This window comes from Nostoc sp., from assembly GCF_036917935.1.
In the GTDB taxonomy this organism is placed as follows: domain Bacteria; phylum Cyanobacteriota; class Cyanobacteriia; order Cyanobacteriales; family Nostocaceae; genus Nostoc.
Window position 1 is genome coordinate 76892 of sequence record NZ_JBALEL010000022.1, and the last position, 21697, is coordinate 98588.

A 21697-nucleotide genomic window follows, 5' to 3' on the forward strand; every position below is an offset into this window, starting at 1 on the left:
CTACAAATATTCTTAACCGAACCGTATTGAGACTACTACGGCGTATCTCTACAATATAGCGGTTCTCGCTTATAGCGGTTCTCAGTTGAGTGAGGTACAAGAGAACCCCACCCCCAACCCCCTCCCCGCTTGCGGGGAGGGGAGACAAAGCGTAGCTTTGGCGGGGTGGGGTGATTCAGGTTTAATAAGTAATCAAGCAGACATGACATGAGTCAGTTTTTACGCTGGCACTACAAATTTCTCGCTACCAGCCAGTTCAAAGGCTGCATGAATGGCTTGCAAAGCTTTAACACCTTGCTCTTGCGCCACAACACAACTAATTTTGATTTCTGAGGTGGCAATCATTTGAATGTTGATTTGTTGTTGGGCTAAAGCTTCAAACATTTTAGCGGCAATACCTGGTTGTCCTACCATACCTGCGCCGACAATACTCACTTTAGCGATCGCACTATCTAAAACAACTTCACCCCATCCTAACTCTGCCGCTACTTGGGTAAGCATTTTTTTGGCATTTTCCCCGTCTATTCGTGAGACTGTAAAGGCAATATCTCGCCTGGGAACACCATTAATCACCCGACAGCGCTGAGATTGGATAATCATATCAACGCTGATATTATGCTGCGCTAATAATCCAAATAATTTCGCCGCCATCCCCGGACGATCTGGTAATTGGCGAATAGCAAGACGCGCTTGGTTCAAATCGAGGGCGACGCCACGAACGGGAGAGGCGGGAGACAAGGGAGAAGTTTGTTCAATGATTCTTCCTTGTCCCCCTTGTCCCCTTGTCCCTTCTTCCCCTGCTTCGATCTCAAAGGCGGTGCGGAGTGCTAAGACGGCGCGATCGCATTGGGCGGCATCTACTACACAACTTACTTTCACTTCGCTGGTGGAAATCATCTGGATATTCACACCAGCTTCGGCTAAGGTGGCGAACATCTTCGCAGCCACACCAGGACGGCCAATCATTCCCGCACCTGCGATGCTGACTTTGGCAATGTTATGTTCTATCATTACCTCGGCTTCGTCTAATTTGGGGTGAGATTGACTCCTCAGCGCTGGGGCGATCGCTGTTACTACTGCTTCTGCACGTCTTAATATTGGTGTTGTCACAGTAAAGGCAATGTCATTACTATTACCTTCATGAACTGATTGAATAATTAAATCTACGTCTACTTTTTGCCGAGAAATTTCGCCAAATAACCTGGCTGCAACGCCTGGTTTATCGGGTACACGCAACAAAGCGACCTTCGCTTGATCGGTGTCAAATTCTACAGCATCCACTGGACGGGCAATTTCTAGATTGATTAGCGATCGCCCTTGGGGTTTAGCTGATGTCACCCAAGTACCTGGTTGATCCGTCCAGCTAGACCTAACTACAAGGGGAACACCATAGTTACGGGCAATTTCCACAGCACGGGGATGCAGCACTTTTGCGCCCAAGCTAGCTAATTCCAACATTTCATCGCAGGTGATGGCATCGATCAACTGGGCTTCAGCTACTAAGCGAGGATCTGTAGTCAGAATCCCTGGAACATCTGTATAAATTTCACAAAAACTTGCTCCTAATGCGGCTGCGATCGCCACTGCTGAGGTGTCAGAACCACCGCGCCCCAAAGTGGTAATTTCCATCTCTCCGGCGCTGGATATACCTTGGAACCCTGCTACTACAACTACTTTACCTGCATTTATGTGGCGAGTTAGGCGAGTAGTTTCAATATGCAAAATCCGAGCGCGGCTGTGTTCAGCTTCGGTAACAATTCCTACCTGAGCGCCAGTCATGGAAATTGCGGGTTGTCCGAGTTCCTGCAAAGCCATACTGAGTAAAGCAATAGTTACTTGTTCGCCAGTAGAAAGCAGCATATCCATTTCCCGGCGGTTAGGATTTGGAGAAATTTCATTAGCTAGTTTGACGAGTCCATCGGTGGTTTTGCCCATTGCCGAAACCACTACGACAATAGAGTTTCCAGCTTTAACAGTTTGATAAACACGCTGTGCAACAGCTTGGATACGTTCGACTGAACCGACAGATGTACCACCGTATTTCTGAACTATGAGCGCCATAACTTTTTATTTAATCAATTGTGCCTGCTTTCATCAACGCTTCCACCTGGTTAGGAAGTCTTCAAGGCTTATCAGTTATATAGTTTACTAAATATTGCGTCAAATACCCTATCATATCAAGTCCGGGTAATTAGTTATGATTCTCACACTCATTGCACCCCACCCCTTAATCCCCTCCCGAAAGCATCGGGGTGGGGTGATTCGGGTTTAATAAGTAATCAAGCAGATATAATATCACAATTGTTCAAAAACTACATCTTCGTAGAGTGCTGCCATTGTTTCCTCAAAATCCACGCTGCTGAGTCGAAATGATTGATGTTCTGATGTGTAGGATTGTAAAACCCACAACCCTTGCTCATTGCGTCGAAAACACTCAACTCGCTAACGTTTTGTATTAATTAAAACATATTCTTGCAGACTTTCCAGTGTTTGATAATCGGCGAATTTGTCGCCCCGGTCAAAGGCTTCGGTAGAATTAGATAAAACTTCGACAATTAAACAGGGAAATCTTTTATAACCTGGCGTTTCTCGATCTCGTTGATCGCAAGTAACCATGACATCGGGATAATAAAAGCGATTCAGAGATTCAATTCGGGCTTTCATGTCAGGGATGTAAACACGGCAACCAGAGCCGCGCACATGATTACGGAGGAGAGCGAACAAGTTTCCAGCAATGGTAACATGTGGATCTAGCGCTCCAGCCATTGCGTAAATATAGCCGTCTATATATTCATGCTTGATATTGCTCTGTTCCTCCATTTGGAGGTACTGTTCAACGGTGAGATAGTTTTGTTGGGGCGAGGCTATCATATTTTAAAAGTTTTATTGTGCCGATTTACCTGTGGCGGTGCGTTAGGCGCAGTAGACTTTATAATCAGGTAAGGAACTTATGTAAGGAGCCTGGATAATGGCTAGTGCGACCATCACCACTAAAGGGCAAGTAACTATTCCTAAAGAAATTAGGGATTATCTTAACCTTGATACAGGTAGTAAGGTTGATTTTGTCATTGATGAAAATGGAATAGTTAAATTAATTCCCCTGAATATCTCTATCCAAAGTTTATCAGGGATTTTACACCGTCCGGGCATGAAAAGCGCAACTTTAGAAGAAATGGAAGCTGCAATTAAAGAAGGCTCAAGTGATTGGACTTGATACAAATATTTTAGTGCGTTATTTGACAAAAGATGATGAAAAGCAGTGGGAGCAAGCTGCTGAAATTATCGAAGGGGGAGAGCAATGTTTTGTTGCTAATATAGTTATTTGTGAATTGGTTTGGGTTTTGCGAAGTAATCCTTATCAATTTAGTAGGGAAGAAATTAGTAACACTATAGAATTAATGCTCCAATGTTCGGTATTTGAGCTAGAAAATCGCTCTTTAATCTATCAAGCATTACAAAGATTTAAGCAGGGAAGTGCAGATTTTTCTGATTATTTAATTGGGGCGATTTCTCAACATTCTGGTTGTAGTTCAACAGTAACTTTTGACAGAAAGTTGAGAAGTGAAAAGGGATTTGATTTATTTGAGTAATCCTAAATGGTAATTAACATTGCTGTGTTTGTAAAGATAATTATATGATTTATCATAGCTAATTTTTTGTTACAGGAGATATTGCTCTCCATCATTCGCAACCACATAATAGCGTAGGCTCAATGATATACCAAAATGAATGCGTGAATTACTCAAATGAGTAAGCAAACTGGGGTTTGAGTAAGTCAAAGCTTATTTTGAGAAAGTAAAAGCTCATTTTGAGTAAGTTGAATGGCATTTTTACTTAGTTCAATATGAATTTTAGTCTAGGCGATACCTTCTCTACGAGACGCTACGCGAACGGTGAGCTTCGCTAACGCACTTTTCAGTTTTATCACGGTACGCTTTGCACAAAACTAGCTTATTCTGGATTTTGGGAGAGGCGATCGCGCAAATATGCCAAATTTTCACGCACAGTAACAGTATTAGGATGATTTGTGCCTAACTGTCGCTCAAAAATATCTAAAGCTTGGATGTAAATGGGTTCGGCTTCGCTGTATCTGCCTTGGAAGTTGTAGAGTCCTGCTAGGTTGTTGAGGCTAAATGCGACATCTGGATGTTCATCTCCGAGCAGCTTGCGCCAGAGTGCCAAAGCTTGAATGTAAATGGGTTCGGCTTCGCTGTATCTGCCTTGGGAGTAGTAGAGTGCTGCTAGGTTGTTGAGGCTAGTAGCGACATCTGGATGTTCATCTCCGAGCAGCTTGCGCGTGAGTGCCAAAGCTTGAATGTAAATGGGTTCGGCTTCGCTGTATCTGCCTTGGGAGTTGTAGAGTGCTGCTAGGTTGTTGAGGCTAAGTGCGACATCTGGATGTTCATCTCCGAGCAGCTTGCGCTTGAGTGCCAAAGCTTGCATATACAATGGTTCGGCTTCGCTGTATCTGCCTTGGGAGTAGTAGAGTGCTGCTAGGTTGTTGAGGCTAAGTGCGACAGATGGATGTTCATCTCCGAGCAGCTTGCGCGTGAGTGCCAAAGCTTGGATGTAAAAGGGTTCGGCTTCGCTGTATCTGCCTTGGGATTTGTAGAGATACGCTAGGTTGTTGAGGCTAGTGGCGACAGATGGATGTTCATCTCCGAGCAGCTTGCGCCAGAGTGCCAAAGCTTGGATTAAAATGGGTTCGGCTTCGCTGTATCTGCCTTGGGAGTCGTAGAGTAACGCTAGGTTATTGAGGCTAGTGGCGACATCTGGATGTTCATCTCCGAGCAGCTTGCGCGTGAGTGCCAAAGCTTGGATGTAAATGGGTTCGGCTTCGCTGTATCTGCCTTGGGATTTGTAGAGTGCTGCTAGGTTGTTGAGGCTTTGTGCTACAGATGGATGTTCATCTCCGAGCAGCTTGCGCCCGAGTGCCAAAGCTTGGATGTAAAGGGGTTCGACTCCGCTGTATCTGCCTTGGGAGTAGTAGAGTGCTGCTAGGTTGTTGAGGCTAGTGGCGACATCTGGATGTTCTTCTCCCAAGCGCTTTTTAGTAACTTCTAGACATTGCTCATACCAAGGTAAAGCTTGATAATATAGTCCTTGACCATTATAAAATCGAGCGTTACCAACGAAAGGCCAAAGTAAATCATCATCGCTGACGTATTGAACAAGATGATTTGCTACTTCAGCTATATGAGGTATGTTGGGAGAAACGGCGGTGATTTGGTCAAGAGTGGGCGAGTCAGGAATATCTTTAGCAACTGCTACCATTACCCCACAAAGCGATCGCTTAAATTCCTCTACCTGTTCTAAACCTGTAAGCTTATATTGGAAAAACTCCCTCAACAGTGGATGCAGTTGGTAGACTCCCTCACCTTTGCGCTGAAGTAAATGCAGATTCAGCAAGCTATCATCTCTAATTTCTTCTAATTCTCCCTCATATTCCTCTATCAAGGACTGCTCTACCAACTTCCAAGGTATGGGTGCGGCGGCAAATAAACTCAATAAACAGCCCAGTAGCTTATCACTGTCTTTTAATTCTTGCCAACTCAACTCAAAGGCTGCTAACACACCTCGTTGTCATGTCGGCTTCTGACTTAGATTTAGAGAGGGAACGCTCATCTAATCGCTTGTTCTCCAACCGCCGCAACATCTCAGCTAGAGATAAATCCTGTTTTTGCGCCAGATAGCGCCCCACTAATTCCACACCCAAAGGTAAATATCCCAGCCATTCACACAACTGATTTGCAACAGCTAATTCTCGCTCAATTCGCCCCGGTGTTTCTTTGAGTAAAGACTTTAATAACTCCAGCGCCGCCTTTGGTTGCAGCACATCCAAAGATAACTGTGCGATGCGTCCCAACTTCTGGCGCGTAGTCATCAGCACTTTAAACCGAGAAGGTAGCGACTGTAAGTAAGGCTTGACTTCCTCATAGTCGCTGACATCATCCAGTACTAGCAGCACGTCACCCTCACACCAACGCCGCCAACAATATTGCACTTGGGCGAGTAAATCAAAATCTTCTGGCGGCTTTAAATCAAGCTGGGTTCTGGCAAACTGCACAACTTGAATGCCCACATCTCCAGGCTTTGCTAGCAACCAGCAAAGCCCACCGTTGTATGTTTCGCGGTACTTGATGGCATATTGTAAAGCGAGTTCTGTTTTACCAACTCCACCCATGCCAGCGATCGCAGCAGCTGTCAGTGATACTGGCTCCATAAGTTTGCCAAAATATAAGAGATTTTACTTATGTTTCTCAGTCTAACAGCCTCTAAACACCTAATGCAGAGCAAATAACAGAATAAATTATATAGCGTTTCCTAATCATAGAAGGTACATCATAGCCCCTCCTCGCTTGCGGGGAGGGGTTGGGGGTGGGGTTCATTCAGTACCTACTCAACCGAGAACCGCTATAAAACAAATTAAGGGACGACTCCAACAGTTGAAGTCGTCCCTTTAAACTTATAAAAATGAAATATTCTCTATCTGCTTACTCTGGCAGGTTCAACCCACTCATCCCAAGAGCTATCGTAGCCATCATAAGTAATTTTATAAAGATCGTTACTAACTTCTAAAACCTGTCCTGGATACCATTTTCCTTTCCACAAAATTCTCACTGCATCTCCAGCTTGAAATGATGCCCGAAAGCGTTCAGCATCAACCCATTCATTCCAGGAACTGCTGTAACCATCGTAGGTAATATAGCACTTCTCATCATTAACCTTAAGTACTGTTGCTGGATACCATGCTTCCTTCCAAAGAACCTCAGCCTTTTGTCCCACAGAACAGGGTGAAGCCGCAAAAGCACCAGGAATCAATGTTCCTACCCAAGTTGCCATGAAGATGGCACCAAACAATACTTTGTTTTTCATGACTATTTATCTCCTCAATCAGTAAAACGGAATTTTGATGATGATTTCTGAAAATCTACTTCAAAATTTGCAACTAACTGTTACTATTTTTATGGGATTAAATTAGCGATCGCCTCAGCAAAAATTATGAACTTTCATCGCTAGTTGTGAAGACATCGCATTTAAAATTAGCAGTAGCTATCGATTTTACTTACTTAAAATTCTTAGATCCCCAACTTCTTCAACAAGTCCAGGATCTATCTCTTAGTGTTCATACTGAAACTGACCTTTACAGCTTATTCATTTTTGTAAATTCCCTGTTCTAAATCTCATTTCATAAAGTCCGAGCAAACCTGCTGCTACTAGCAAAGGTAAGAAATAATAGATTCCCCGATAAGCTAACATTGAACCCAAAACTTCCGCAGCAGAAACTTTTGAGGAGAGAATCAGCAAAATTATAGTTTCAAATACTCCCAAACCACCGGGGACATTACTAACCACACCTGCAAACATCGCTAGTAAATAAATGCCCAAAAAGTCTAGATATGACAAAGATATATTGCTAGGAAGTAAAGCATAAAGAACTGCTGCCGCAAGAATCCAGTCAAAACTAGAAATTGCTACTTGAGCCAGAGATATTTTAAAAGAAGGAAATCGAAATTCATGTCCACGAATTATTAATGTTTGTCTAATAAAAATACTTCCTAGTAAATAAACCGCAACTAATAGTATAAAAATTACGCCGATGGGACGCACAGTGGCAAAAGGTAAATGTAATTGAGTGGGAATCTTGATAGGGTTGATGAGGAACAAGAAACCTGCAACGGCAAACATTCCCAACCAAAAGGTAAAATTGGCGAAAGCAATTACTTGAGCGATCGCTACTGCTGACACTCCCCAAGTTGAGTAAAATCGATAACGGATAGCACTGCCAGTCAGCAACGCAAAACCGATGGTATTACTAAATGCAGAGCTAATAAAGTTAGTTAAAGCAATCTTGTTCCAACTTAGGGAACGATTAATGTAACTAAAACCCAATATATCGTACCCAATCATCACTACATAGCCCAAAGCTGTCAGCCAAATTGCCCAACTTAAACGGCTTTTGGGAATAGCAGCTAGAGAGTTGAGGATATCACGATAATTATACTGACGCAATTCGTTAGCGATCGCCCACAGGGAAAGCACCAGCAGCAACAAGCCAAACAAAGAACTGAAATTGAGTCGCAGCTTTTTAAGCATCGTGAAAAACTCATCCTAACTCTTGACTTTTAATTTACAACCAGTCGTAAAGTTTCCATCCTATTGACACAGCATTGACATATCATTTGCATAAGCTTTTGAAGGCAAGCACGAACTACCCAATGCCCTGTTTAGCCAATGCCCTTCAAAGATGAACTACAAACAATCTAAAATTCTCTTGCTATTTTCAGTATTAACCCTAGTTGGCTGTAATTTCTCCCAAGGTGTCGTAGCAAAACCACCGCAACAGCACGATTTACAAACAACGCCTTCCGTTCTTCCAACTCAGCGCAATACTAGTAATTCAGCTACTCTCCTAACCTACAAAATTGAAACCTACGATAGTCAAGCAATGGGTGCAAGTCGCACCTACGGCGTTTCTTTACCTCCTGGCTATGAGCAAAACCCAAAACAAAGGTATCCTGTAATCTTTCTCCTCCACGGTGGCCATGGAAGCCCCAGTGATTGGTTTAATCAGAATAAGGGAAAAGCTCTCAAGACAGTAGAACAACTTTATACTACAGGTAAGTTACCACCCAGTATTATCATTACACCAGATGGTAACGACAAACGTGGCTCTAGTCCCTATCGAGATCCGGCGTATATCGATGGCCCTAACGGTAAAGTCTCTACAGCCGTGGGGGATGAGTTAGTCAAAGTTGTACAAAGCCGTTATCGTACACTAACTAATCCAGATTTTTGGGCGATAGGTGGTTTATCTTCTGGTGGCTGGGGAGCAATCAATGTAGGATTACATAACGTGGATCATTTCTCGATTTTATTTAGTCATAGTGGTTATTTTCGTGATAAAAGTGGGCCAGCAAATAGCCCCATATTTTATATCAAAACCATTCCCCTACAAGCTCAAAAAAGGTTGAGAATCTACCTGGATTCGGGTACATCAGATATTGAGGAAATCGACGAAGCCGAACGATTTACTAAAGTCCTAAATAAACTTAAAATTCAGAACTCTTTTCGTCAGTTTCCTGGCAGTCACACTTGGCAATACTGGCGAGAACATTTAGCCGATTCATTGACGTTTGTCGGTGAACAATTTCGAGCTTCTAAAATAGCACGTAGGGCTGATAATTTAAGTGTTAATCATCAGAATAATACTCAAAATAATTAGCAATTATCGGTAGTAGTAATCCTATTTTGTTTGCAAAACCGTTGATATTTAAACATCAATGTGGACAAGACTGCTGCAATTTTTCAGCAGATTAACTATAGTAAGTTCTAATGGAGGTGATTTTTTTAACCGCTAAAAAAATATGAAGATTTATAAATTTTTAATTGGCTTAGTAGGAGCGATCGCACTCCTTACTACTGCTGGTTATTATTATGTATTCATTTTAGGTGCGCCACAACTAGACCCACCCCAAGAAGAGGCAAATACTGGGCTAAAGTTTCAATTAGCAAGCTTTAACTCCCAAGCGATGGGTGCAGTCCGTAACTACGGCGTGATTTTGCCGCCTAGTTATAGCAAAAATCCCCAAAAGCGCTACCCTGTGATATTCTTACTACACGGTGGTCATGATGATGCTCGTGCTTATGCTGATAAATACGCACTCTTAGACGTATTGCATGAACTTTACCAAAGTCGAAAATTACCGCCATCGATTGTAATTACACCTGATGGTAATGATAATCGCGGCTCTAGTCCTTTGTACGATCCTGATTATTTTGATGGGCTGAATGGCAAAGTGGGGACTTTGATTGGTTCGGAATTAGTACAAGTTGTCAAGTCGCGCTACCGCACTTTAGAAAAACCCCAGTTTTGGGCGCTGGGAGGTCTGTCTTCTGGGGGATGGGGGGCATTTAATATCGGATTACGCTATCTCAACAACTTCCAGATTTTGTTTAGCCATAGCGGTTACTTTACTGATGACAGCGGTTCACAAAATAGTCCTCAACAAATTGTGCAACAGCTACCAGTTGAAGATAGGAAGCGATTGCGTGTTTATCTAGATGCTGGTTTGAAGGATACTAATTTGCTAGCTTCTACTAAAGCCTTCAGCGAAACCTTAAATAAACTAGGCATTGCTCATGTATTTTATGCATTTCCTGGAGGTCATGGTTTGTCTGGTGCAGATGTAGGTTGGAACTACTTTCACAAACATCTCAAAGATTCGCTCTCCTATGTCGGAGAACAGTTTAAAAATTCCAAATAACAAATGACAAATGACCAATAATTTAAAAACTCAGATTGGACTTTGGAGTGCAGCTTTCCTAACAGGTTTAGTCGGAGTAGTAAATTTGTTATCAGCAGTGACACCTAACCTGTCTGGGCGAACTCACTGGTTGAAGGAATTTTTACCATTTGAAATTCGTGCCAGTGGTCATATATTTGCAGCATTGACTGGGTTTGTTTTACTAACACTTGCTACTAATTTATTACGCCGGAAAAGAATAGCCTGGTTACTGACCATTGCTTTACTAGTAATTTCCATTTGCAGCCACTTGCTGAAGGGACTGGACTATGAAGAAAGTCTACTCTCTGGAGTTTTACTAGTGCAATTAATCTTGATGCGCCATTTTTTTACAGCGCGATCAGACCGTCCTTCGATCGCACGGGGAGTCAGAGTGCTAATAGGCGCTTTATTATTTACTCTGGCATACGGAACTATTGGATTTTACTTGTTAGACGGCAAGTTTTCAGAGAATTTTAATTGGCGTGAAGCGATAGTTCAGACTTTGGCAATGTTCTTCACCGAGGATAATTGGGGACTGCAACCAAAGAGTCGATTTGGAGACTTTTTTGCTAACTCTATTTATATTATTGCCGCAGGTACTATTACTTATGCAATGGTAATGCTCTTGCAACCTGTGTTTTGGCGGAATTTAGCAACGTCAAATGAGCGGCAAAGAGCTAAAGAAATTGTCGAGCAACATGGATGTTCTTCTTTAGCAGCGCTCACACTCTTAAATGATAAAAGTTATTATTTCAGTCCTTCGGGTAATAGTGTAATTGCTTATGTTCCCAAAGGACGGGGCGCGATCGCTTTAGGAGATCCGATAGGCCCGATTGAAGACCGCAAAGAGACAATTGTTGCTTTCTGGCAGTTTTGCCAGCGCAATGACTGGTATCCTGGCTTTTACCAAACTATGCCTGATGATGTTGAGCTTTACAAGTCATTGGGGTTTAAGGTACTCAAGATTGGCGAGGAAGCGATCGTTGACCTGAAAAGTTTTACGTTACAAGGTAAAGCCGGTAAAAACTTTAGACCATCAATTAGTCGTTTAACTAAGCTAGGATACCAAATCGACTTTTACCAACCACCCATCGCCAATGATTTATTGCACCTCCTCAAACCTGTAAGTGATGAATGGCTAAAAATGGTACAAGGTTCAGAAAAACAATTTTCTTTGGGTTGGTTTGACGAAGCTTACCTGCGAGAGTGCGAGATTGCTGTGGTGCATAATCCCGAAGGTCAGATCAGCGCCTTTGCCAACATTGTCCGGGAGTACCAACTTAACGAAGCCACTATTGACATGATGCGACATCGCCCATCTCTTGAAAATGGCACAATGGACTTTCTATTTATTTCCCTGCTCCAGCATTTTAAAGAGTGTGGTTACGACAGCTTTAATTTCGGTCTTTCTGCGCTAGCAGGAGTTGGAGAAAACCCAGAATCACGCCGCTTGGAGAAAGTATTGCACTATCTTTATGAGCATTTGAATCGCTTCTACAACTTCAAGGGACTGCACGCCTACAAAGACAAGTTCCGCCCCCGTTGGGAACCGCGTTATTTGGTTTACCCCAGTTTAACCGCCTTACCGGATGTAGTTGTGGCATTGATTCGCGCAGATTCAGGCGATCGCCTCTTCGATTATTTCAAACCCGGAGCCTAAATGTGGACTCAAAACAAAGTCTCTCAAGGGTGCAAGGGTTAGAAAGCATATATTCTGGCGTTATTCAGCAGTATGGCAGAAATCATCAGCAACACCATAACACCTCATTGCACAGCGATGTCTACCAGGGGCGACGCCTACACAACTTGGTATTTATGTGATACACTTGTACTATAAAGCCTGAATATCCGATAAGTATGCAACGCGAAGTACAGCTTTGTCTAAATTCGTAGCGAATAGACTCAAACAAACTTTGCGCCCCTCTGCGTTTAAACTTAAACTCTCAATTGTCCACGAACTTACCATTAAATTTTGCACGGTTATAACAGCTTATTTTGGAATATTAATAGACTTCAATAACCGTGCCTTTAAAAGATTATTGACCTTTATCTGGAAGGTGGTAATATGACAAAGAATCAAATCTCTCTGGTAGAACTAATCCAAGTATTTGCACAATCCCGCAATAATATTATCGTCAATATCAAGCATCTACAAGAATATTATCAAAGAACAGGTATTAAGCGTATTAGAGGTGTTAGAAACGAAAATGGAGAACTGCTCCAACCTTGGTTGAGAACAGAATATATGGATGATACTGAGTATGTTGCTCTGGGCGAGTTTCAGTTTAACCGCAACACTGCTACTATCAATATGCTTATCAAACGTAGAGTTAAACTTGCCAAATTTGAAGACAAAACTCCTACGATTGAAGTTGCAGGTTTGTTAGTAAATGACCTCAACACCTTTAATAATTACACGATTGTCAGTGACGGCAAAATCAACGTAAAGTCATTACAAGTCAAAATTAGCAGTAAAAAAGTCTTTGATTTACTCAAAGAAAAAGGCATACTGGATGCAGAAGAATTTGACTTCCGGGCTGAACATACCATTCAGTTAGATAACTTGCCGCTTGTAAGTGCTAATAGTCGTTATAGCAGTCTTGATGGGCTATTCAATGAATTAGCAGAAATTAAAGTACTAACTAGTATTATTTGCGCTCACTTAAAAAAGGAGTCAGATGTATTTATAGACGCACAGTTAGATGAATTTAAAAAGCACTATCTGTCCAAGAATATTTACATCAACTTTCCTACAACTAACGAATACACCGACATCAACGAAGCTTTAGATAATGGTACTATTGACTCAAAATTGAGCTATAAAATCGATATTGGTAGCCAAGATATTCTGAACCTGAGTAAGTTACCTTCTGCTAACAGGTTTCTCAATAGAATGTATCGTCTTTATGACAAGGAAACTGGAGAAATTATCGTTAAGCCCAGTTTTGAGATGGCATTTAATCAGAATCTCACTGTTAGGCACAGGTTACTCTCATCACGCACCAAGATTACAAAAGTTGACGAGTTGATGAAACCAATTTTTGATGATTTTCTGGGGCTTGAGCAAAATGGCATTGTTGGAAGTATTCTTAAGAAAGTTGGTGCTGATAGTTTGGCGCAGTTATTGCAGGATAAACAAACTGGTACGCAGTTCAGCAAAGAGGAAATGGTTGCAGCATTGACAATTGCGAATACCAAGCTAGAACAATATGCAGAAAATATCTACCAAGAAAAGATTTCTCCCTTAGTATTTTACATTGGTTGTACTGGAGTATTACCAGATAAAATGGAAGCAAAAGCCATAACTGCTGAAGAAGCTGCTGCTAAATACCCAAATTTGCAATTTTCTAAAGATGAGCAAGAAGGTACTTTTTTTGCAGTTAGTGATAGTATGATCGGCATCTATGCAAAAACTGAATATTACAGCAAAGAGGTGGCTATCCTAAATCATTTGTGATCGACAAGATCCCCGACTTATCAAATATAGCGATTTTCAAAGAACCTTACCCCCTCCCGAAGAGCCTACGGTGTACACACAAGTCGAAAAAAGCTCGATTTCCCATGTTTTCTCGTTCCCATGCTCTGCATGGGAATGACTGATTAGAGGCTCTGCCTCCAGTTATATCATGTTCGGATAATTAGTTATGATTCCCCCAGTCATTGCACCCCACCCCTTAATCCCCTCCCCGCTCTTCGGCAGGGGAGACGAAGCGTAGCTTTGGCTGGGTGGGGTTCTTTGGGTTTAATAACTAATCAAGCGGACATGATATTAGACATTGAGTCTCTGACTCAATGAATGCATTCCCATGCTCTGCATGGGAACGAGTCAAGCCTTATCAAGCAGGGTTTTTAGGACTTGTGTGTACACCGTAGCCCCGCTTGCGGGGAGGGATCTCCCTGACTCATCGCAGCCAAGCCGTGAGCAAGTTCATGCAAAGTGATGGAGAATATGACAATGGCAACGATTCTGAAAAAATGAATCGGCTCTGTGATGAGTGTTTGGATAAACATACTTTACTAAATTTTGGTAATGCCCCATCTGTGTAATAACAAGCTCTTGATATAAATATTATTAAAATATTTACTTATAGCGGTTCTCAGTTGAGTGAGGTACAAGAACCCCACCCCCAACCCCCTAAGAGCAAGCGAGGAGGGGACTATGATGTATCTCATGTGATCAGGAAACGCTATAACCTGCTAGGGTGATTTTTGGTATATTTTATAAATCAAAGTTTACTACTTTTATTAATCTCAGTTGATTTGATAACTTAAAAAAATATTTCATAACACTTGAAGGATTTTAAAGCCTAGTAGTAACTACGTGTTTATTTTATTTCTTAGTATATAAAAATTTAATAGCTGAGTTAATGGCTGAAATAATTAGTATAAAAAAATACTTATTTCCATAAAATCACAAATCACTCAATAGATCAGCTTTATTTGTGTGTAGCTGCATCTATAGTTTTATGTTTATCTGACTCAAAACAGAGTCGCTATTGTCTTGTTATTTTGATATATCACTTTGCAAAGTTAATTTTATTACCTGATATAGCAATAGATTTACTAATAATCTTTAAGAAAATTACGCAGAAATCAGCTTCAATGAGACAATCTGACCTAATCTTCTCAACCTAAAGGAAGACATGAGCGATCGCACAAAGGCTCTCCAGGCTCTCGCAGCGGAACGTTGGCGGGTATCCCTGATTCTCACTGGAGCCATGATGTTTATTTACTTTGGCTTTATCCTATTAATCGCGTTCAATAAGCCCCTGCTAGGGTCATTGGTAGTTCCTGGCCTCAGTTTGGGAATTTTACTAGGGGCGCTGGTAATTGTCTCAGCATGGATATTAATTTTTATCTACGTGCGTTGGGCAAATAGCAGTTACGACGACCAAATCGCAAGGCTGACACGCAAGTAAATTAGCTATTAGCAATTTCTAGTCCCAAATCCAAAATACTAAACCAAAAAAGCATGAATAGTGTGTGGTTCGATCTGCCACTAGCGGCGGATATTACCAATCTTGGTAAGTTTAACCCGTTGGCGATCGCATTCTTCTTTCTGTTTGTCACCAGTTCTTTAGGCATTACCTATTGGGCGGCAAAACTCACCAAAAATACGGCACAGTTCTATACAGCTGGCGGTAAAATCAGCGGTTTCCAAAATGGACTAGCCCTAGCAGGAGACTTTATGAGTGCAGCTAGCTTTCTAGGTATCACTGGGCTGGTGGCACTTAACGGCTTTGATGGCTTAATTTATTCTATCGGCTTCCTGGTGGGCTGGCCGATTGTTATGTTCCTAATTGCCGAACCATTACGTAACTTAGGTAAATACACTTTTGCCGATGTAGTAGCTTTTCGCTTACAACAAAAACCTGTACGCATAGCATCTGCAATTGGAACACTGGTAGTAATTAGCTTTTACTTAATTGCCCAGATGGTAGGTGCTGGGGAGCTAATCAAACTGCTGTTTGGCTTTGATTATGAATTAGCTGTGGTCATCGTCGGTTGTGTGATGATGGCTTATGTGATTTTTGGCGGGATGATTGCCACCACTTGGGTACAAATTATCAAAGCAGTTCTGTTGCTTGGCGGAACGATCTTACTAGCTATCTTGGTACTGGCACAATTTGGCTTTAACCCGATCGCTCTTTTCGCTGCTGCATCCCAGAAGTATACAGGTGTATTAGCTCCGGGCAAACTGGTTTCTGACCCCTTTGATGCGATCTCTTTGGGGATGTCGTTGATGTTCGGCACTGCTGGACTACCCCACATCCTGATGCGTTTCTATACAGTACCCGACGCCAAAGCCGCGCGGCTCTCTGTTACTTATGCCACAGCTATTATTGGCGTTTTTTATCTCCTTACCTTCATCCTGGGCTTTGGAGCGATGGTGCTAGTAGGTAAAGATGCCATTGAGAAAATTGGTACTGGTGGTAATATGGCTGCGCCGATGTTGGCAGAATTTCTCGGTGGTGATGCTTTCTTAGGTTTTATCGCCGCTGTTTCCTTTGCAACTATTTTGGCAGTTGTCGCTGGGTTGACACTCTCAGGTGCAGCTGCACTGTCTCATGATTTGTGGGTGAACGTGGTGCGATCGGGTCATGCTGACGAGTCAGAACAGCTGAAAGTGGCTCGTGGTGCGACAATGGTTTTAGGGTTAGTGGCGATATTCCTGGGCATCTTGTTTAAAGGGCAAAATGTGGCTTATATGGTAGGTTTAGCATTTGCGATCGCAGCTAGTGCAAACTTCCCAGCGTTGCTCTTATCAATGCTTTGGCGACGCTTCACCACCAACGGTGCTGTTGCAAGTATGTTAGTAGGTACTGTCTCCTCTTTAGTGCTGATTTATTTGTCACCTACGATTCAAGTAACGATTCTCAAGCACGCTTCTGCACCCTTTGCGCTGAAAAATCCGGGATTAATTAGTATCCCACTGGCGTTTATTGTGGCGATTGTCGTTTCACTATTGAGTACTGAACAGGAGGCACTAGAAAAGTTTGCGGAAGTTGAGGATCGCATTCACATTGGTTCTGAGATGTGATTTTGTCAACGAATAAACAAGCGTAAACTTAAGCCCCAGCGAATGGAATTTGCGGTTATACAAACAAAGCCCACCTCCGTAGGCTAAGAAAAAAGTAAGGTTTATTTAACCCACAGAGGTGGGTTTTGCCTACTGTCCAAGTTCTTTGATGTTATCCATCGCTTGTTGGTATAAGTCGTTGTTACCCTGACTTTGAAAAATGCTTGCTGCTTGTTGTAAGTCCTTGAGTGCCCCCTGTTTATCTCCATTGGTGGCGCGGGCATTTCCCCGGTTATTGTAAGCAGGGGCAAAGTTAGGGTTGAGGCGAATGGCTTGATTGTAATCTGCGATCGCACCCTGTTTATCTCCATTGGCAACACGGGCATTTCCTCGGTTATTATAAGCGATCGCATATTTGGGGTTGAGGAGAATCGCTTGGTCAAGATCATCTATTGCCCCTTTTTTGTCTCCATTGGTGGCGCGGGCATTTCCCCGGTTATTGTAGGCTTCGGCATAGTTGGGATTCAGGCGAATCGCTTCACTGTAATCTTTAACTGCTTCTCTGTTACCTCCTAGTGAGGCGCGGGCATTCCCTAAGTTATTGTAGGCTTCAGCGTCGTTAGGGTTGATGCGAAGGGCTTGATTGTAATCTGCGATCGCTTTTTCCTTGTCTCCCAAATCAAAGTAAGCTAATCCCCGGCCGTTGTAGGCAGCGCCATATTGAGAATTTTGACTAATTGCCTTACTGTATGAAGCGATCGCAGCTTGCAAGTCGCCATTTAAATGCTGATTCTTTCCCTGAAGATAGAATTCTCCACCAATGGATGTTGTCGCTGAACGACGGCTAGGTTGACTGACTCCTATTTCTGTTACCAAAACATTGTCATTCTTAGTACAAGAAACACTGCTAGTTGCAGTCAATGTAGTAAAAATAGCTATGGTAAATAAAGTATTTACCCTTGTTCGCTTTTGCCTAAATAAACGCCGTCTCATAAGTTAGTATAAACTGCCATAATACCTGAACGGAATTAGTACCAAAATCTAGATTTTAATTCTTTAACTCAATAACTATTCTAACTTTTGATAGACCTTTAAAGTTAATTGACAAATTTCCCTGATATTTTATAGATTTATCAGAAAAGACAGGAGGCAGGAATGATAAAATTTCCAGATTTATTCTTCACAATAACTCTATCAATTCTGGCATTTGTAGCCTGATGAACAATTTACTCATCCTCCGTTTCACTCTCTTGAGTTTTGGTAGTTAGTCGCCAAGAGGTAGTTTTGTCAATATCTACAGAAAGTTGTTCCAGATTTTGCCCTAAATCTTTTTGGAGTTTCTGGGTTAGTGTGATTGGAAAATCTAAATTAATACCTTGAGTTTGTGCTAGCCTTGCTAACTCTGTAAAAGTAGCTTTGACTGTAGTCCGTTCATAACTACTCAGCTTATAATTAGAAGTTTCAGATATATTCTGAGCTTGCATGGCTTTTTTCATGCGTTCTTGCAAATGCTCAAATTCGGAATTCAACGACTTCCATTGCTGCTCAAGTTGTGAGTATCTGGTACTTAGTGATATTAAGTCTTCCGTTGTGGGTTCGGGGCTAGCTTGGGCTTGTAATCCTAACAATTTTAAGTGGATTTGAGCAAGATAAATACAATCTAAGTAAGCATACTCTATCTGTTCTTCAGTTAGGGGGCGTTTTGCCCAATCGCTTTTTTGCTCTTGTTTATCGATATTGTTAAAGCTGCAAAGTGCAGTAGCTATGGTCTTGAGTTGGTAATTGGGTAATGGTAAAAGATAGTAGGGAATTTTTTTTGCCATTTCCAAAGTGCAAGTAATATTTTTGACTTTCTTGTTACCGAGAAGCTTTAGATCATAACTGGCATTGTGAAAAACTTTTTCAATAGCAGAATTTATCATAATTTTTTCAATAAATTCTGCTATAATTTGAGGCTGATCTAGGACATCTAAAAGGTAGACGCGATCGCCACTCATATCTTCAGGATTATCTAATATCTGAATCAGCGATAATCGGGGATTACGACTTTTATAGTCAGCTACTTCTGTATCTATCCACAGTGTTTTAGCATTGGTATATTCAGCGACAATGGCACGAATTTCGTGGGCGGAAGTAAGGTAGGGCATTGGCTAATATTTCCTGATATTTAAGGCATTGTAAGTAAGCCATAGTTTTCTAAAGTAACATTTTGTTGGTAATTTTGCTGGCACAGAATTGCAAAAATGCTGAAGTTTTGAGTTGCATAGGCTTAGACATCGCCAAACTAACTTAAATCTGATAATATCGAGTCACGACTGTAAGGCTGCATAGTCTAGCTACTCAGCATCTACATTAAATTTATAGAGAGCTACAGACTGTATGCATAGGCATCCTGGTTAGCAACCGTCAGGAAAATTGAATTGACGCTTCTCAGAAATGGCTGCAAAATCTTAGCCTCAAGAAATCGTCTAAGTTTCAATTTTCAGTAACCTGAATAGTTGCTTGGGTAATCTTACTACTTCACATTTAATTGTTTTTTAACATCTGCTCCTCACCATGACACACACCTCAATTAACCGCTTCAAGTACTCAATTAGGAGATAGATAATGAAAAAGCTAATTACATTACTAGTTAGTGGCGTTTTGGTAGTTAGTACTTTTGGCTGTCAAGAGGCTCCTAAAACTGGTTCAGAAACTCCTAGCACAACTAATGAAGCTGCTCAATTACCAGCAAAACCAGCTTCGCAGATAAATCAAACTGCGGATAAAACTACCGCCAAAATTCCCGGAACACAAACGACTCCTTTGGCAGTTAGTACAGATACTAAAGTTAAAACCGATTCGGAAAAAACGGCAGCAACAAAAGCTAAGAGCAACTTGAAAACTGAAGTTAGCGAAAAGTTGAATAAAGGCTTACCAGGCAATAAGTTACAAGTTGAAAACAAAGAGGGTGAAATCATCCTCAAAGGCACAGCCGCTTCTAAAGAAGAACTCAAGAAAGCTGAAACCTTGGCTAAAGAAGTTAAAGGTGTGAAAACGGTGAAGGTGGAAGCAAAAGTTGAAGCTGTAAATAAGCCAGAAAATAATAACTGATCGTGAGTTCGACAAGTCTTATTTGACCTCTCCGACGCCCAGAGGGGAGTAAAAAAACCCTTAAAACTAGCTTGAATTGGGCTGTTATCTTTGATGATCAGGCTTGATTCTAGGATGGAACTATTTGGTGTCACTAACAATCCATCTGCTATTTTGGGCATCCCATAAAAGGAAAAACCGTACAGAAGCAGGAACCACCTTTCCAGTGTTCATCAAGTATCTGATATTAGCATTTACTGTAGCTGTTTGGGCAGTTGCTTCTACCAAACTAACTTGTTCAATATCTACGCTTTTAACCTTTCCTCCCCACCAGTCAATGTATGAAAGATAGCCATCGGGATGCAGGGTTTTATTATTTTGATAGCTGGGAGATAGTTGATTCCATCCAGCTTGAAACTGACGTTTATTAATAGTCTCAAAATAATTTTGCACAGCTTGTTCTGGTGTTGAACTATCGATTTGAGGCTGTGTTGAAGAAGGCAGTTGAGCAGATTGGGTGGGAAATTGCGATCGCACATCTGGCACAGGTGATACTTCTTGCTCCTGTGGTTCCTTAACTGTGGTAGGTTCTGGAGTGATGGAAACTGGTGATTGTGAAGGTGTCGGCGGATTTTGCACTTGATCGCGGGTTGGCGAAGATTCAGGTGAAACCCTCGACTGTTCCACTGGTTGAGGCGATCTACTCAGGGCAAAACCAATGATTATAGAACCACCAATCAAACCACCTACAATCAAACTGGGGAGAAATATTTCTCTGTGCCTACTACTTGGCGCAGGTTGAGACGAAAGCCCTGGGCTGAGAGCAACTGTGTTTTGAAGTGTTGCAGGAGGTGCAGTTACTACTGGTGATTGGATATAACCTACCGTAGGCAAGAAGGTGACTGCACCAACTTGCAAGGCTTCTAGCATTTGTTTCGCAGTGGGAAAGCGATCGCGCGGATGGTAAGCGATCGCTCGATCTATCACCCTTACCATTGTCTGGCTCACATTAACAGCGTGTTGATGCCAGATAATTTCCCCAGTAGATGGATCTGTTTCTAATTCTTGTGGCTGTTTAAGAGTGAGGAGATAAATTGCTGTGACTCCTAAACTATATAAATCACTAGAATAGACTGCTCTACCTGCTGCTTGTTCACTTGGCATATATCCAGGCGTACCAATCACAATTGAACTCGTAGGATTTCCTTGAGAATTCACCACTGTTGCCATCGTTTCGCGGATCGCGCCAAAATCAATCAGCACTGGCTTCTGATCGCGATGACGCAAAATGATGTTATCTGGCTTGATATCTCGATGGATAATCCCCTGATTGTGTACGTATTCCGTTACTGGTAATAAATTTATTAATATTTCTTTTACCGCACTTTCACTTAATAAGCCTTGCTCATGAACTTTTTTAGTTAAGGTATCACCTTCAATCCACTCTTGAACTAAGTAGAATTGACCATCTAGCTGGAAGTAAGCATACAACGTGGGTATCTGTTTAGTTGCGCCGCCCAAGTCTTCTAAAATTGCCGCTTCCCGCTTGAACCTCTCTTGCACTAACTGGTAAATTTGAGGATTATTTTGAATTGGTCTAAGCTGTTTAATTGCACAACAGCGATTAGAAGGCATTTGGGTATCTTCTGCCAAGAAAGTCTCACCAAATCCGCCACTACCCAAAGTCCGAATTACTCGATAGCGGTTGTTTAGCAGTGTTTCCATAAATTATGTCCCAAGTTTTACCGACCTTGAAAGGACTAATCATAGTTGTGTTTCTTACACCAGCATAATATTTATGGATCTAATGTGCTTC

General features: G+C 41.9%; 16 protein-coding genes and 2 pseudogenes. 10 read left to right on the forward strand and 8 right to left on the reverse strand.

The features are described 5' to 3' along the window. Positions 1-219: 219 nt before the first annotated feature. Together V7K62_RS09840 and V7K62_RS09845 are read right to left on the reverse strand one after the other, a co-directional pair. The gene (locus V7K62_RS09840) at positions 220-2061 is read right to left on the reverse strand and encodes an aspartate kinase (protein WP_334863746.1); all 1842 of its coding nucleotides are present in this window, start codon (positions 2059-2061) and stop codon (positions 220-222) included. 234 nt (positions 2062-2295) lie between these two features. Continuing rightward, a pseudogene (locus tag V7K62_RS09845) lies at positions 2296-2871 on the reverse strand (Uma2 family endonuclease). 97 nt (positions 2872-2968) lie between these two features. Between V7K62_RS09845 and V7K62_RS09850 the strand changes: the two are divergent. Together V7K62_RS09850 and V7K62_RS09855 are read left to right on the forward strand one after the other, a co-directional pair. After that, positions 2969-3214: an AbrB/MazE/SpoVT family DNA-binding domain-containing protein gene (locus V7K62_RS09850; RefSeq protein ID WP_289794873.1), complete on the forward strand. Its 246-nt coding sequence runs from the start codon at positions 2969-2971 to the stop codon at positions 3212-3214. Then, positions 3201-3590 (forward strand): PIN domain-containing protein, encoded by a 390-nt coding sequence (locus V7K62_RS09855; RefSeq protein WP_334863747.1) that lies wholly within the window; start codon positions 3201-3203, stop codon positions 3588-3590. Before V7K62_RS09850 ends, V7K62_RS09855 begins: the two co-directional genes overlap by 14 nt. 361 nt (positions 3591-3951) lie before the next feature. Here the strand turns inward: V7K62_RS09855 and V7K62_RS09860 are convergent. The 3 genes and pseudogenes from V7K62_RS09860 to V7K62_RS09875 all read right to left on the reverse strand — a co-directional run bounded on the left by V7K62_RS09860 (position 3952) and on the right by V7K62_RS09875 (position 8097). Continuing rightward, positions 3952-6223, reverse strand: a pseudogene (locus tag V7K62_RS09860) (tetratricopeptide repeat protein). Between the two features lie 263 nt (positions 6224-6486). After that, positions 6487-6876 (reverse strand): agenet domain-containing protein, encoded by a 390-nt coding sequence (locus tag V7K62_RS09870; RefSeq protein WP_334863750.1) that lies wholly within the window; start codon positions 6874-6876, stop codon positions 6487-6489. A 279-nt stretch (positions 6877-7155) separates the two neighbouring features. Further along, positions 7156-8097: a lysylphosphatidylglycerol synthase domain-containing protein gene (locus V7K62_RS09875; protein ID WP_334863751.1), complete on the reverse strand. Its 942-nt coding sequence runs from the start codon at positions 8095-8097 to the stop codon at positions 7156-7158. Between the two features lie 151 nt (positions 8098-8248). Between V7K62_RS09875 and V7K62_RS09880 the strand changes: the two genes are divergently transcribed. The 7 genes from V7K62_RS09880 (at position 8249) to V7K62_RS09915 (ending at position 16830) form a co-directional block, all read left to right on the forward strand. Continuing rightward, positions 8249-9226, forward strand: a complete 978-nt coding sequence (locus tag V7K62_RS09880) for an alpha/beta hydrolase (RefSeq protein WP_334863752.1) — start codon at positions 8249-8251, stop codon at positions 9224-9226. Between the two features lie 142 nt (positions 9227-9368). Next, the gene (locus V7K62_RS09885; RefSeq protein ID WP_334863753.1) at positions 9369-10268 is read left to right on the forward strand and encodes an alpha/beta hydrolase; all 900 of its coding nucleotides are present in this window, start codon (positions 9369-9371) and stop codon (positions 10266-10268) included. Between the two features lie 10 nt (positions 10269-10278). Then, positions 10279-11949 (forward strand): phosphatidylglycerol lysyltransferase domain-containing protein, encoded by a 1671-nt coding sequence (locus tag V7K62_RS09890; protein ID WP_334863754.1) that lies wholly within the window; start codon positions 10279-10281, stop codon positions 11947-11949. A gap of 2 nt (positions 11950-11951) precedes the next feature. Beyond that, positions 11952-12110, forward strand: coding sequence for a hypothetical protein (locus V7K62_RS09895; RefSeq protein ID WP_334863755.1), 159 nt, complete (start codon positions 11952-11954; stop codon positions 12108-12110). A 244-nt stretch (positions 12111-12354) separates the two neighbouring features. Beyond that, positions 12355-13746 carry a hypothetical protein gene (locus V7K62_RS09900; RefSeq protein WP_334863756.1) on the forward strand — a complete coding sequence of 464 codons (1392 nt, stop codon included), beginning with the start codon at positions 12355-12357 and terminating at the stop codon, positions 13744-13746. 1186 nt (positions 13747-14932) lie between these two features. Next, positions 14933-15208 (forward strand): DUF485 domain-containing protein, encoded by a 276-nt coding sequence (locus tag V7K62_RS09910; RefSeq protein WP_334863757.1) that lies wholly within the window; start codon positions 14933-14935, stop codon positions 15206-15208. Between the two features lie 53 nt (positions 15209-15261). Next, positions 15262-16830, forward strand: coding sequence for a sodium:solute symporter family transporter (locus V7K62_RS09915; protein ID WP_334863758.1), 1569 nt, complete (start codon positions 15262-15264; stop codon positions 16828-16830). 129 nt (positions 16831-16959) lie between these two features. On the opposite strand, the gene V7K62_RS09920 is transcribed toward V7K62_RS09915, so the two are convergent. Further along, positions 16960-17802 carry a tetratricopeptide repeat protein gene (locus tag V7K62_RS09920; RefSeq protein ID WP_334863759.1) on the reverse strand — a complete coding sequence of 281 codons (843 nt, stop codon included), beginning with the start codon at positions 17800-17802 and terminating at the stop codon, positions 16960-16962. Positions 17803-18035: 233 nt separating this feature from the next. Further along, entirely contained in the window at positions 18036-18956 is a 921-nt protein-coding gene (locus tag V7K62_RS09925; protein ID WP_334863760.1) for a ribonuclease D, read from the reverse strand. 460 nt (positions 18957-19416) lie between these two features. Here V7K62_RS09925 and V7K62_RS09930 point away from each other — a divergent pair, with 460 nt between their 5' ends. Beyond that, positions 19417-19902, forward strand: a complete 486-nt coding sequence (locus V7K62_RS09930) for a BON domain-containing protein (protein ID WP_334863761.1) — start codon at positions 19417-19419, stop codon at positions 19900-19902. Positions 19903-20022: 120 nt separating this feature from the next. On the opposite strand, the gene V7K62_RS09935 is transcribed toward V7K62_RS09930, so the two are convergent. Beyond that, positions 20023-21606, reverse strand: coding sequence for a protein kinase domain-containing protein (locus V7K62_RS09935; protein WP_334863762.1), 1584 nt, complete (start codon positions 21604-21606; stop codon positions 20023-20025). Positions 21607-21697: the final 91 nt, after the last annotated feature.

What these genes read in the sequence shown, in the direction of transcription:
- V7K62_RS09890 (WP_334863754.1), top strand. Translation starts at nt 10,279, where the DNA reads ATGACCAATAATTTAAAAACTCAGATTGGACTTTGGAGTGCAGCTTTC.
- V7K62_RS09870 (WP_334863750.1), bottom strand. Translation starts at nt 6,876, where the DNA reads ATGAAAAACAAAGTATTGTTTGGTGCCATCTTCATGGCAACTTGGGTA.
- V7K62_RS09920 (WP_334863759.1), bottom strand. Translation starts at nt 17,802, where the DNA reads ATGAGACGGCGTTTATTTAGGCAAAAGCGAACAAGGGTAAATACTTTA.
- V7K62_RS09915 (WP_334863758.1), top strand. Translation starts at nt 15,262, where the DNA reads ATGAATAGTGTGTGGTTCGATCTGCCACTAGCGGCGGATATTACCAAT.
- V7K62_RS09880 (WP_334863752.1), top strand. Translation starts at nt 8,249, where the DNA reads ATGAACTACAAACAATCTAAAATTCTCTTGCTATTTTCAGTATTAACC.
- V7K62_RS09910 (WP_334863757.1), top strand. Translation starts at nt 14,933, where the DNA reads ATGAGCGATCGCACAAAGGCTCTCCAGGCTCTCGCAGCGGAACGTTGG.
- V7K62_RS09925 (WP_334863760.1), bottom strand. Translation starts at nt 18,956, where the DNA reads ATGCCCTACCTTACTTCCGCCCACGAAATTCGTGCCATTGTCGCTGAA.
- V7K62_RS09930 (WP_334863761.1), top strand. Translation starts at nt 19,417, where the DNA reads ATGAAAAAGCTAATTACATTACTAGTTAGTGGCGTTTTGGTAGTTAGT.
- V7K62_RS09840 (WP_334863746.1), bottom strand. Translation starts at nt 2,061, where the DNA reads ATGGCGCTCATAGTTCAGAAATACGGTGGTACATCTGTCGGTTCAGTC.
- V7K62_RS09900 (WP_334863756.1), top strand. Translation starts at nt 12,355, where the DNA reads ATGACAAAGAATCAAATCTCTCTGGTAGAACTAATCCAAGTATTTGCA.
- V7K62_RS09850 (WP_289794873.1), top strand. Translation starts at nt 2,969, where the DNA reads ATGGCTAGTGCGACCATCACCACTAAAGGGCAAGTAACTATTCCTAAA.
- V7K62_RS09875 (WP_334863751.1), bottom strand. Translation starts at nt 8,097, where the DNA reads ATGCTTAAAAAGCTGCGACTCAATTTCAGTTCTTTGTTTGGCTTGTTG.
- V7K62_RS09885 (WP_334863753.1), top strand. Translation starts at nt 9,369, where the DNA reads ATGAAGATTTATAAATTTTTAATTGGCTTAGTAGGAGCGATCGCACTC.
- V7K62_RS09935 (WP_334863762.1), bottom strand. Translation starts at nt 21,606, where the DNA reads ATGGAAACACTGCTAAACAACCGCTATCGAGTAATTCGGACTTTGGGT.